Here is a 12,526-nt window from a genome sequence, read left to right as displayed (position 1 = left end):
TTTAGTGAATAAAAGCACAAAAGCGTTTAAGTGCAAAAGGGGTGTAAGTAATGATTAAACAATTAAAAATACTAGCTGTAGCTAGTTTAGTAGGTGTCACGTTATTGAGCGGATGTGGCAGTGAAAGTACGGAAGGAAATGCTGCAGAGGGTGAAAAGGGAAAAACCTACAAGATTGGCTTAACACAATTTGCTGAACACCCATCCCTTGATGTGGCAACAGAAGGATTTAAAAAAGCTTTGGAGGATGAAGGGTTTAAAGAGGGAGAGAATGTTGAATTCGATTTCCAAAATGCGCAGGGAGATATGAATAACACACAGACGATTGCGAATAATTTTGTTGGTGACAAGGTTGATTTAATCTTTGCAAATGCAACACCGAGTGCTGTTAGTGTTCTAAATGCAACGAAGGATATTCCGATTCTGTTCACTTCTGTAACAGATCCAATTGGTGCCGGTTTAGTAGAAGCCTTAGATAAACCAGGAAACAATATTACAGGAACAACAGACAACCATCCAGATGGAACAGCTAAAACAATACAGTTTATTGTTGAAGAAGCAGGAGCAAAAAATATCGGTGTAATCTCTAATGCAGGGGAGCAAAACTCTGAGGTACAGGTGGATCAAGTGAAAAAACTTGCTGAGGAAAAAGGTGCAACTGTCGTCGAAGCATCAGTGTCAACTTCTGCTGAGGTAAAACAGGCTGCCGAGTCCTTAGTCGGACGTGTCAATGCTATCTATGTACCGACAGATAATACAGTTGTATCAGCGTTAGAATCTGTTATTTCAGTCGCAAATAGTGAAAAAATCCCATTATTTGTTGGGGAATTAGACTCAATGGAACGCGGTGCGATTGCTGCGAGCGGATTTAGCTACTATGATCTTGGCTATCAAACAGGAAAAATGGCTGTCGAAATCTTAAAAGGCAATAAAAAGGTATCCGAAATACCGGTTGAGCTGCCTGGAAGTTTAAAGCTAGTTATTAATAAAAAAGCTGCTAAAGCACAAGGACTTGAAGTAAAACAAGAGTGGGCAGAAATTGCAGAATTTTTCGAAGGTAAACAGTAGAAATATTTACACTTCAGTCAGAGGGGATGAGAACAATGCCAACAGCTATTTTTGGTTCGATAGAAGCAGGTGCCATCTATGCATTAATGGCATTAGGCGTCTATCTATCATTCAGAATACTTGATTTCCCTGATCTTACAGTAGATGGAAGCTTTGTAACAGGTGCGGCTGTGTCAGCTGTCCTTATTGTCGGAGGGACAGACCCATTTGCTGCGACGTTGATAGCCGTAATTGCAGGATTTGCAGCTGGCTGTATCACAGGGCTTCTCCATACGAAGGGTAAAATTAACCCGCTTCTATCAGGAATTCTTATGATGATTGCCTTGTATTCGATTAATTTACGAATAATGGGAAAATCAAATGTCCCTCTACTTGCTGAAGAGACAGTAATGACAAAGTTAACTGCCTTTTGGCAAAGTCTTGGTTTGGACGAGGCACTGCAAGCGTTATTATCAGTGACTGGCTTTGTTCCGAACACATGGGGCATTCTTATCTTAATGCTAATCCTAGCATTTATAGTTAAAGTGATTATCGATCTATTTTTAACAACAGATATCGGTCTTGCGATTCGGGCAACTGGAAATAACGAAACAATGATTCGCAGCTTCTCGGCAGATACAGATTTACTGAAGATTATGGGTCTTGGACTTTCCAATGCACTTGTCGCATTCTCAGGTGCATTGGTTGCGCAATATAACGGGTTCAGTGATGTTGGGATGGGAATCGGTATGATTGTGATTGGTCTTGCTTCAGTCATTATTGGTGAAGCGATTTTCGGTGCAAAAACAATCGTTAGGGCAACATTGGCTGTCATTGGCGGTGCCATTCTATATCGAATTATTGTTACAGCTGCACTTCGAGTTGAATTTCTTGAAGCAGGAGATATGAAGCTTATTACTGCGTTAATTGTTGTGTTTGCCTTAGTAATCCCTAAAATTCTTGAAAAGCAAAGGGAAAGACAACGAAAAAAGCGCAGGGCAGTCCAAAAGGCTTATGAGGGTGGTGAACAGCTTGCTGCAATTAAAACAGATTCATAAAGTCTTTAATGAAGGTACACCTGATGAGAAAATGGCTTTAAAAAATATGGAACTGCATTTAAAGCCTGGTGATTTCATGACCGTAATTGGCAGTAATGGTGCAGGGAAGTCAACACTTATGAATCTAATTTCCGGAAAAATGATTCCGGATTTAGGGGAAGTCATCATCGACGGGAAGGATGTCACGATGGTAAAGGAGCATAAACGGTCTAGATTAATTGGACGTGTCTTTCAGGATCCGATGGCTGGAACTGCTCCAGCGATGACGATCGAAGAAAATCTCGCTATTGCCTTTTCCCGGACAGCTTCACGCGGATTGAAAAAAGGCGTGACCAAAACAAGAAGAACCTTTTTTCAGGAAAAGCTGGAATCCCTTCATCTCGGTTTGGAAAATCGCCTGCAGGCTAAGGTTGGTTTATTATCAGGAGGAGAAAGACAAGCGCTATCCTTATTAATGGCAACGTTCACTGAACCGAAAATTCTCCTTCTTGATGAACACACAGCAGCCCTTGATCCTGCTCGTGCAGAACTGATTACCGCTCTAACGAAAGAAATTGTGAAAACCTATCAGCTTACCACCTTGATGGTGACTCATAATATGCAGCAGGCATTGGATCTTGGCAATCGCTTGATCATGATGGATAAAGGACAGTTAATTTTTCAGGCAAATGAAGAACAGAAACAATGCTTAACAGTTGAAAAGCTATTAGAAGAATTTCAACGGATTCGTGGAGAGAAGATGAGCACTGATAAGGCGGTACTCATATAAAAAAGTGCAAATGCTTGATAAAATGTTAAACTTGCTCGATAAAATTTGAACAGTGCTAGATAAAATAATAAAAATGCTAGATAAGATCTCTAGTAATAGTTCAACTAATAAAAGGCATATCACGCCATTCGTGATATGCCTTTCAATTATGGATAATACATGACTACCTGAAGTCTGATAACCTCTGTTACGCTATTTTTATACGTATGAGCCTTATTTGCTAAGAAGCGAAGCGAGTTCCCTTGCGCGATTTGAATATACTGTTCACCGATTAGCATTTCGAGTGTGCCACTCATCACGGTCACGTACTCTTCCACGCCTTCATTATGCTTATCGGCTGTATGCTGACAGCCAGGCTCAATTTCTACAATGAATATTTCAAACTTTTTTCGCGGATCAAATGGAAAAGTGGGATATACCCGATAATTTCCATTACATTCGATAATTGGTGAAATAGACTGTAAATCAACATGAAGAACTTCTGAAGGCTGTTCACTAATTAAGGAAGAAAAAGAGACTTGAAGTCCTGTAGCAATTTTCCATAATGTTGTGACGGTTGGATTGGATTCTCCGCGCTCTATTTGGCCGAGCATGGCCTTGCTGACGCCAGTAATATCTGCAGCAGTATCCAAACTGTACCCTCTTGATTTACGAATATTCTTTAGGTTGACTCCGATATTTTTTTGAATATTTTCCATTATTTCCTCCGGAACGGTTGTTTATTATAACGCACATATGTATACTATAATTATTCAAATGTCTTTTATACTATCCATTATAGCTATTATAGTATATTTTTAAAACTAATTATTTGAAATTTCAGATGGAAAAGGCGGTGACTTCATGGCGGAACTAGCAGTAAATAGGTCTGCATCAGAATTTAGGAAAGGGTTACAAGCAGGAATTAGCATTGCTATTGGCTATGCTCCGATAGCATTGACATTTGGGCTGTTAGCTAAAACAACTGGCCTTTCTATTGGAGAAACAGTACTCATGAGCTTGGTCGTTTTTGCCGGTGCCTCACAATATATCTCGTTAAGCTTACTATCGCTCGGAACGGGGATATTTGAAATCATTTTAACTACATTTATTGTAAATATTCGGCATTTCCTGATGTCAACGGCATTAAATGAAAAAAGTGAAGAGGATCATTTCGTTAATAAGGCTATCTATTCTTTTGGGATAACAGATGAAACTTTTTCTGTTGCGGCGATGAAGGAAGGAACAGTTACAACCGGGTATATGTTTGGGCTGAATCTCATTTCATATGTGAGCTGGGTCGTTTGCTCGGGAATTGGCTTCTTAATTGGCGCTAGTTTGCCGCAAACACTGCAGGAGAGTATGTCAGTTGCCCTCTATGCGATGTTTATCGGTTTACTCGTTCCATCCATGAAAAGAAGCATCAAGGTCGTGTACCTAGCTGCTCTCGCTGCTTGCTTTAATACAATTTTTACGTTAACCAATGCCTTATCATCTGGATGGGCCATTGTTGCTGCTACATTGCTATCTGCTGTAATGGTTGAGTTTATTGAAGGAGTAAAGAAGAAGCAAAGGGGGGAAGGGCATGAGTAGCGAAATCGTTTGGATGATTCTTGGAATGGGCGCGGTTACCTATATCCCAAGAATGCTTCCGTTTGTCCTTTTTAAAGGGAAGGAACTGCCCCCTTTTCTTCAAGGTGTATTAAAGAATGTACCATCTGCTACATTAGGTGCCCTTATTTTTCCTGGAGTATTATTCATCCAAGAAGATATTTGGTTTGGAATACTTGGTGCTGCTGCCGCTTTTCTTGTTGCTTATCTAGGTGCGAATGTGATTGTCGTCGTACTGGGGGCAATAGCTGTATTATCTGTCTACTCATTTATTATGTAATGCAAAGGCCGGTTTTCGCGAAAACCGGTTTTGCTATGTAAAAATCGTACAAACTATAAAGTGAGCGATAGATTTCGGTAGACAAGTAGTTCTAAATATGATTTTTTATACTAAACTAAATATGGAAAGGCTGTACAAATTGGGGGGAGTGGAATGGCGAGAAAAATTGGCTTTTACGGGATTCTAGCTTATGTCATATATGGGCTATTTTTTTATTGGTATTTATTTCATTTTGCAGATACAAGTCTGCAGTTTGAGTATGAAGGCACAAGGGCCGATCCTGCTACCTTTTTAAACGGAAGAGAGCTTATGCTAAGTGAGGAATATTCAAAAATAAGAAATTTATTATTTTTCCTTTCGACGCCTTTTGAATGGTTATTTTACTTATTTGTCCTGCTGCTTGGACTGGGGAATGCCTTTAAAAAGTGGGCAGGGCAGTCTACTAAATTGAAGTTTGTTCAGTCTGCTATTTATCTCTTCTGGCTTTCGCTCTTTGCGTTTGCTGCGACAGCTCCGTTAAGTTACATTAGCTATTCTCTTTCGAAAAGCTATAATATTTCAACGCAAAGCTTTAGCAGCTGGATGAAGGATGAGCTTATTGATTTCTGGATTAACTTTGGGATGATGATCATTATTGTTGGCGTTCTTTACTGGCTCATTAATAAAAGCCGGAAAAGATGGTGGCTCTATGCATGGCTGCTGTCTGTCCCCTTTACATTGTTCATGATGTTTCTTCAGCCCGTTGTTATCGACCCGCTTTACAATGATTTTTATCCATTGAAAAACAAAGAGCTTGAAGCAAAAATTTTAGAATTGGCCGCTAAAGCGAACATTCCTGCTGAACATGTATTTGAAGTGAATATGGCGGAAAAGACGAATTCCCTTAATGCATATGTAAATGGAATTGGTTCTAATTCGAGAATTGTTCTTTGGGATACAACGTTAAACCGATTGAATGATGATCAAATTTTATTTATTATGGCGCATGAAATGGCTCATTATGTTGAAAAACATATTTACTTCGGAATTGCCGGTTATTTGCTGCTATCACTCGTTGGGCTTTATTTAACTGCAAGGATCATGGAATATGTAATTGGCAGATGGGGGAAAGTGCTTAAGATTCCAGCGGTAAATGACATTCGTTCTCTTCCGTTGTTTCTAATGATTCTTTCCATGCTATTATTTATTTCAAGCCCATTGTCCAATTTCGTCTCCCGATATCAGGAATCACGTGCAGATAAATATGCAATCGAAATGACGAAGAATACAGATGCAGCGATCGGTACATTTCAAGAATTGACCCGAGCAGGATTAAGTCAAGTGAACCCGCCGCTGCTCGTAAAAATTTTCCGTTATGGACACCCAACGATGCTCGAACGCATCTCGATGCTTGAGGAATATGAAATCAATCATAAAGTAAAGGAAAACGAGTAGGCCGCTTGCTGCTGCTCGTTTTTTTGCTTACAGCGTACTTGAAAAAAACAAATCCCCCGTCGTAATTGACGGGGGATGAATCGATAGCAGCTAATTACCGAAACGTCTAGTAAGTTCCTGATATTGTTTAGATAGATGATTAAATGCTCGTTTATTATTTGTATCAATGGCTTCATCGATTTTTTCCATCAGCTTTGCTTTTTCTTTCTTGAGTAAAATTTCTGAAAGCAGCATATCAATGTAGAGATCTAATACAAAAGACTCTTTTAGGTGCTTCTTCTTCATGGCGCTTTTTTTCATCAGCTCTGTGTATGATTTTTCATTCATGAAAATCACCTCAATGCTTTTTACTATTATATGGAGTTACTTCGATTTATTCAACTTGATTTTGAATTTTTTGAAAATATTTTTATGGAGAATTTGAACAAATTAGTAACATTTAGAAAAAAATGAATTATTTTACTGTAAACCTGATATGATGGAGGCGAAACATTATATAGGGGAGTTGAAGAAATGAATGGCCAAGAAATATCCTCTTTAATTGATGAATATGAAATTAACCCGAATACGATGGTTGTCATGCCACTGGCATACGGTTCAAAAATTTATTCGCAAATTTGGGAGCTAGAGGATGAGTTTATATCACCATTTAAACCAATTGATATTATTAAAAAGAGCTGTACATTTTTTGGTTCTAGCTATGAAGGTCGCAAAGAAGGAACCCGTCAATTAACTGGAATTACCCACAAAGCACCAATTACTATTGACCCCACAAACTTCATTTATTTTTTTCCAACTACTTCAGCGAGCAACTCACAATGCATATGGATTTCATCGGAGCATATTCTTTCTTACCACCGTTTCGATAGAGGCAATACGGAGGTGAAATTCAAAAATAAACAGTCAAAAATTATCCCGGTATCCTTCAATTCCTTCAATAATCAGGTTTTAAGAACCGCTCTTTTAAGAACAACGCTAATCAGCAGAATTGAGGAATCGGAACGGAAAGCACTGTATTTTTTTAATGGGAAAAGAAGTATAAGTGCATTAGAAAGGGCAAGCAATTATCGGATTAGAGGTTTTAAGGGCTGAGGCGGCCTAATTTTTTGTGCTCTTCCTTCACCTTTAGTTTTTCGGGCTCTTTGTGTAGTTGCTTATATGCCGTTTATATAAATAATAATCCATCAGCTCTTGTACTTTGTTGCGAATACGTGGGTTGAAGTAATTGTGCTGTTCTTCATAACCTTTATAAAGAAATAGGAACATCGTGAAAGCTTCATCCCGCTTTAGCTGCTGTACCTTAAGCTTATTTTTGCTCATATAAAGTTTGACTGCGGACAATTCTTTTTGAATGACCTTCATTGTTTCCTCAACTAAATTTAAATAAGGCTGTGGGAGTTTGAAAGAGCTTTTATTTATGACAGTCAGATCACGATTTAAAATCGTCAGCACCATTGGTAAATAAATAGCCTGCTCCAGTATGTTGCGATCTTCCTCAGGAATTCTTGTCATATTCCCTTCCTCCTTCATAAATTCAAAAACAAAACAAGAACATTTGTTCTAATTTTACTGATAATCTATTCCGATTGCAAGAGGCATTCTTTGTCGGATTTACCAATACTTTAAATGAAAATAAAAGAGAAGCAGGGAAATTAATTCTATTGTCGAAATAAAAAAGAACATGTATAAGGAGGGTGATGTAAAATGACAGAAAAACGGACCATACAAGCGGAAGATCTTTACCAATTAAAATCAGTAGCAGATCCCCAGCTGGCTAGCAACGGAAGGGATTGTGTATTTATTGAAACAGTGATGCTGGAAGAAGAGAATAAATACTCTTCACATTTATATTATATAAATGTAAGCGAAAAAAATAAGCCAGTTCAATGGACATTTGGTGAAGCTCGAAACCACTCACCTAGATGGTCTCCAGATGGGCAGAGGGTAGCGTTTGTATCAGATCGAAGCCAGAAGGGTCAAATTTATGTCTTAGATGTAAAAGGGGGGGAAGCCCGGCAATTAACCACATGCCCAAATGGTGCATCAAACCTTGTATGGTCGCCTGATGGGACAAAAATTGCCTTTAATGCGGCATTGAAAAATGGTGAATCTTTATCATCATCTAATAAAAGTGAAGAAAAGAAAGATAAAAGGCCTGTTCCTCTTGAAGTAGATAAAATGAAATATAAATCAGATGCTAATGGATTTTGGGAAGGAAACTACACTCAGGTCGCATTCGTAGATATTCAAACAGAGGAAACGGGTCTGCTCACCTCAGGCGAACACGACTATCAGCTGCAATCATGGTCGCCTGACGGAAAATATGTGACGGTTACCGCTGATTTAAGTGAGGAAAAGGATCAGTCCTTCTTGAGTGATGTCTACCTCATCAATGCAGAAACAAAAGAAGCTAGAAAGCTGACAGAAAGTACAGGATACTTCGGGAGTGCAACATGGTCTCCTAATGGCAAATACATTGGGATGTTAGGACATGAAAGGGAATATAAAAATGCGACACTCTCAAAAATTTGGATTTATGACATGGAAGCTGAAAAGCTTGATTGCTTAACAAAGGATTCTGATTTGCTAATTGGTGATTATGCTATTGGTGATTTCCAGCAGGGGGCAGTCACGCCAGGCATTCTGTGGGGAGAGGATAATCACAGCTTCTATTTCTTAGCTACAGATCATGGCAATACGGTTGTTTATTATGGAACATTAGAAGGAGAGCTATACCCGGCTTTGCTCGATGCTCAGCATGTATATGGTCTCTCCACTGGCGGAAAAGTTGATCGGGCGGTCGTAGCCTTAAGCAAGCCTTCGCACCCGGGAGATCTATTTGTCCTGCATGTGACATCAGGTGAATTAGAGCAGCTGACAAACGTTAATGAAGCATTTTTACAGGAGACAGTGCTTGCTAATGCAGAGCCGATTGAATTTACATCTTCGGATCAGTGGGACTTGCACGGCTGGATCATGAAACCAGTTCATTTCAAAGAAGGGGACAAGGTTCCGTTAATTCTTGAAATTCACGGTGGCCCACATGCAATGTATGCGAATACGTACTTTCACGAGTTTCAATGTCTAGCCGCTCAAGGATATGCTGTATTGTATATAAACCCAAGGGGAAGCCATGGGTATGGCCAGCAGTTTGTTGATGCAGTACGAGGGGATTATGGCGGAAAAGACTACGAGGATCTTATGGATGCGGTGGACTATGCGATAGCAAATTTTGATTTTATTGATGAAAATCGCTTAGGCGTAACAGGCGGCAGCTATGGCGGCTTTATGACAAACTGGATTATTGGACATACGAACCGCTTTAAGGCTGCCGTGACTCAGCGTTCCATTTCGAACTGGATTAGCTTTTATGGTGTAAGTGATATTGGCTATTATTTTACTGATTGGCAAATTAAGAGTGGCTTGAACGATATTGAAACACTATGGAAGCATTCACCGCTTGCCTATGTGGATAAGATGGAAACACCGCTCCTTATCCTTCATAGTGAAAAGGATTACCGCTGTCCGATTGAACAGGCAGAACAGTTATTTATTGCCTTAAAAGACCGGAAGAAAGCAGCTAAATTAATCCGTTTTCCTGAAGCAAATCATGAACTTTCAAGAAGTGGAAAACCCAATCTGCGAATCAGCCGTTTAAATTACATTGCTGGCTGGTTTAATGAATATTTGAACTAGAAATAATACCGCAAGCCTTTAATAGGTTTGCGGTATTATTTCTGTCTAGCTTCAGCGCCTACCCCCTCGAGGTCACAAGACAAGCCCCCCAGAAAGGTAAAGAACAACCTTTCCGTGAGGCTTGTCTTGTGCTTGTCGGGGGTGAGCAAGGTGCTTCCGCATTTCTTTTATTTCTTCAATTGCAATTATTGGATATTTATGGCGATAATGAGGTATACAAGAAATACCAGTAAACAAAAAGAAACTTTTTTACTAAATAAGTAGTCATATATTGTTGAAGGTTATAAACTGAAAAAAACAGGAAGGAATTTTTAATATGAGAGATAAAAGATATCAACATAAAAAATCGAAAAGGAAGAAATGGAAGACATTCGTCCTTATTCTATTTCTATTATTTGCAGGGACCCTAGCCTATTCGTATTATCAGTTTAAACAAGGAGTCTCACAATCAAAAGATAAAGTAGACACTCAAGCAATAGAATATGAATTTAACGGTGATAAAGATCCGTATGGAGGGACAAGTATTCTTCTCTTAGGAAGTGACGATCCCGGAAAAGGAAATTCAAGAGCAGATACAATTATGGTTGCCCAATATCATCCGGATAGAGGGACATATAAAATACTATCTATTATGAGGGACACATATGTTGACATTCCTGGTCATGGCAAAGATAAGATTAATGCAGCCTTTGCTTTAGGCGGGCCTGAGCTATTAAGGCAAACGATCAAAGAGAATTTTGATATTGACCTTCAATACTATTCCATTATCGACTTTGAGGGATTCATACATCTTATAGATGAGGCATTTCCTAAAGGGGTAGAAATTGAAGTTGAGAAGGCCATGTCAGCTAAAATCGGGGTGCAGCTTGAGCCTGGATTACAAAGGCTTGATGGGAAGCATCTTCTTGGCTATGTCCGTTTTCGTCATGATGCCATTGGTGATTTCGGCAGGGTTGAACGCCAGCAAAAGACAATGCAAGCTTTGGCTGATCAATTGATGAGTTTTCAAACAGTGGCGAAGCTCCCTAAATTAGTAGGTGTGATGACGCCGTTTGTCAATACGAATATGGCTACAAAGGATATTCTATATATTGGTAAAGAATTTATTTCTGCGAAGAATCGTGACATTGAAACAATGCGGATTCCGGTAGATGGATCCTATCAAGATAAGAGAATAAGCGGGGTCGGTTCTGTGTTGGCAGTAGACTTTGAAGAAAATAAACAAGCAATTCGTGAATTTTTCACTAAATAAAATTCTTTTTCAGAAATTAGGTGTACAATAAGAGGACAAGAGGTAAGCCAAGATATTAGAAATATAACTTTAAATATTGTCTAGCTCTATTCAAGGAGATTCTACATGGATTACGAATTATTTAAAGATTTGTTTACACTTGAAAATATTATGGATTTAATCGAAAAATATCGTTCTTTTGGTCCGTTGCCAGGGCTCTTGCTTCCAATGCTTGAAGCATTTTTGCCTTTTCTTCCACTCTTTATATTTGTCATGGCAAATGCAAATGCGTTTGGATTGTGGTTCGGATTTTTATTATCATGGATAGGTTCAACGGTCGGTGCCTTTCTAGTCTTTCTGCTCGTTCGGAAATATGGGCAGAAAAGAATACTGCGGTTTCTTAAAAAGAGCCCAAAGGTGCAAAAGCTCATGGCATGGGTAGAGAGACATGGGTTCGGTCCATTATTTATCCTATTATGCTTTCCTTTTACTCCTTCTGCCGTTGTAAATATTGTAGCTGGTTTATCAAAAATTAGTATTGCCCAGTATATGCTAGCTGTATTAACAGGAAAAATGGTGATGATTTTTACGATGAGCTTCGTAGGTTATGATATTAAGTCATTAATTACACAGCCCGTTCGGACTGCTATCGTAGGAGTAATTATATTCATTCTTTGGTATGTTGGAAAAAGGATAGAAATAAAAATGAATATAAGTACAAAAAAACGACGGAATTATGAGAAATAAAAAGGTTGGTGAATGCAAACGTGAAAGAGTCAGTGAAAAAAGAAGGCATTGAATGGGTCAAGGCATTTGGGATTGGATTAATTATATTTGTATTTATTCGTACATTTTTCATTTCCAATTATGTTGTAGAAGGGAAATCGATGGAGCCGACACTTGAAAATGGAAATAAGCTTATTGTTAATAAAATCAGCTATCAAATTGGAGAATTGAATCGCTTTGATGTGATCGTTTTTCATCATAATAAGGAAGAGGATTTTGTGAAAAGAATTATTGGGCTTCCTGGCGATAAGGTCGAGTATCGTAATGATGAACTTTACATCAATGGAGAGAAGATAGAGGAACCTTACCTTGAAAAGCAGCGGGAAGAAGCGTTCGGAAGCAAATTAACGGGTGATTTTACATTGCCTGAGTTGTGGGGCGAGGAGACAGTGCCTGAGGGAAAGCTTTTTGTACTTGGCGATAACCGGCTTGAAAGCTGGGATGGCCGCCACTTTGGCTTCATCTCAATGGATCAAGTGGTAGGGAAGGTAAATTTAAGATATTGGCCAATTGATGAAATGGATATTTCTTTCTAAAAAACAGAAAAGGGCTCAATTTGAGCCCTTTTTCAATTTAAGAATAAGAAAGAATAACATTTTTCAAATTTGGGAACTGTCTAGCTCCAGCGCCTATCGC

The 12,526-nt window shown here is 38.9% G+C and carries 14 protein-coding genes; 11 read left to right on the top strand and 3 right to left on the bottom strand.

Going from position 1 to position 12,526, the window contains the following annotated elements:
• Nucleotides 1-50 precede the first annotated feature (50 nt).
• The 3 genes from FI644_RS00890 to FI644_RS00880 are packed head-to-tail and all read left to right on the top strand — an operon-like array spanning nucleotide 51 to nucleotide 2,873.
• Nucleotides 51-1,067, top strand: a complete 1,017-nt coding sequence (locus FI644_RS00890; RefSeq protein ID WP_053475184.1) for an ABC transporter substrate-binding protein — start codon at nucleotides 51-53, stop codon at nucleotides 1,065-1,067.
• A gap of 35 nt (nucleotides 1,068-1,102) precedes the next feature.
• Nucleotides 1,103-2,104: an ABC transporter permease gene (locus tag FI644_RS00885; RefSeq protein ID WP_053475185.1), complete on the top strand. Its 1,002-nt coding sequence runs from the start codon at nucleotides 1,103-1,105 to the stop codon at nucleotides 2,102-2,104.
• Entirely contained in the window at nucleotides 2,079-2,873 is a 795-nt protein-coding gene (locus tag FI644_RS00880; RefSeq protein ID WP_053475186.1) for an ABC transporter ATP-binding protein, read from the top strand. The genes FI644_RS00885 and FI644_RS00880 overlap by 26 nt, the downstream gene beginning before the upstream one ends.
• Nucleotides 2,874-3,019: 146 nt before the next feature.
• Here the strand turns inward: FI644_RS00880 and FI644_RS00875 are convergent, their stop codons facing one another.
• Complete coding sequence (locus FI644_RS00875; protein ID WP_053475187.1) at nucleotides 3,020-3,571, bottom strand: helix-turn-helix domain-containing protein; 552 nt, start codon at nucleotides 3,569-3,571, stop codon at nucleotides 3,020-3,022.
• Nucleotides 3,572-3,716: 145 nt separating this feature from the next.
• On the opposite strand from FI644_RS00875, the gene FI644_RS00870 reads away from it, so the two are divergent.
• From FI644_RS00870 to FI644_RS00860, 3 genes are all read left to right on the top strand, one after another.
• Entirely contained in the window at nucleotides 3,717-4,445 is a 729-nt protein-coding gene (locus FI644_RS00870) for an AzlC family ABC transporter permease (RefSeq protein ID WP_053475188.1), read from the top strand.
• Complete coding sequence (locus tag FI644_RS00865) at nucleotides 4,438-4,743, top strand: AzlD domain-containing protein (RefSeq protein ID WP_053475189.1); 306 nt, start codon at nucleotides 4,438-4,440, stop codon at nucleotides 4,741-4,743. Before FI644_RS00870 ends, FI644_RS00865 begins: the two co-directional genes overlap by 8 nt.
• A 153-nt stretch (nucleotides 4,744-4,896) precedes the next feature.
• Entirely contained in the window at nucleotides 4,897-6,177 is a 1,281-nt protein-coding gene (locus FI644_RS00860; protein ID WP_053475190.1) for a M48 family metallopeptidase, read from the top strand.
• Nucleotides 6,178-6,267: 90 nt separating this feature from the next.
• Here the strand turns inward: FI644_RS00860 and FI644_RS00855 are convergent, their stop codons facing one another.
• Nucleotides 6,268-6,504 carry an IDEAL domain-containing protein gene (locus FI644_RS00855; protein WP_053475191.1) on the bottom strand — a complete coding sequence of 79 codons (237 nt, stop codon included), beginning with the start codon at nucleotides 6,502-6,504 and terminating at the stop codon, nucleotides 6,268-6,270.
• Nucleotides 6,505-6,690: 186 nt separating this feature from the next.
• Here FI644_RS00855 and FI644_RS00850 point away from each other — a divergent pair, with 186 nt between their 5' ends.
• On the top strand, nucleotides 6,691-7,269 hold the full coding sequence (locus FI644_RS00850; protein WP_053475192.1) for a competence protein ComK: 579 nt from the start codon (nucleotides 6,691-6,693) through the stop codon (nucleotides 7,267-7,269).
• A 33-nt stretch (nucleotides 7,270-7,302) separates the two neighbouring features.
• On the opposite strand, the gene FI644_RS00845 is transcribed toward FI644_RS00850, so the two are convergent.
• A complete protein-coding gene (locus FI644_RS00845; protein ID WP_053475193.1) occupies nucleotides 7,303-7,689 on the bottom strand; it encodes a YhjD family protein in 387 nt (128 codons plus the stop codon).
• A 192-nt stretch (nucleotides 7,690-7,881) separates the two neighbouring features.
• On the opposite strand from FI644_RS00845, the gene FI644_RS00840 reads away from it, so the two are divergent.
• From FI644_RS00840 to lepB, 4 genes are all read left to right on the top strand, one after another.
• Nucleotides 7,882-9,873, top strand: a complete 1,992-nt coding sequence (locus FI644_RS00840) for a S9 family peptidase (RefSeq protein ID WP_053475194.1) — start codon at nucleotides 7,882-7,884, stop codon at nucleotides 9,871-9,873.
• Between the two features lie 316 nt (nucleotides 9,874-10,189).
• Nucleotides 10,190-11,125 (top strand): LCP family protein, encoded by a 936-nt coding sequence (locus tag FI644_RS00835; RefSeq protein WP_075209112.1) that lies wholly within the window; start codon nucleotides 10,190-10,192, stop codon nucleotides 11,123-11,125.
• Nucleotides 11,126-11,230: 105 nt separating this feature from the next.
• Nucleotides 11,231-11,851 (top strand): TVP38/TMEM64 family protein, encoded by a 621-nt coding sequence (locus FI644_RS00830; protein ID WP_053475196.1) that lies wholly within the window; start codon nucleotides 11,231-11,233, stop codon nucleotides 11,849-11,851.
• A gap of 20 nt (nucleotides 11,852-11,871) precedes the next feature.
• A complete protein-coding gene (lepB, locus tag FI644_RS00825; RefSeq protein WP_053475197.1) occupies nucleotides 11,872-12,426 on the top strand; it encodes a signal peptidase I in 555 nt (184 codons plus the stop codon).
• The last annotated feature ends 100 nt before the right edge of the window (nucleotides 12,427-12,526 follow it).

It is taken from the genome of Cytobacillus solani, from assembly GCF_006704205.1.
GTDB classification, from domain to species: domain Bacteria; phylum Bacillota; class Bacilli; order Bacillales; family Cytobacillaceae; genus Cytobacillus; species Cytobacillus solani.
This window is presented reverse-complemented; position numbering and strand designations above follow the sequence as displayed.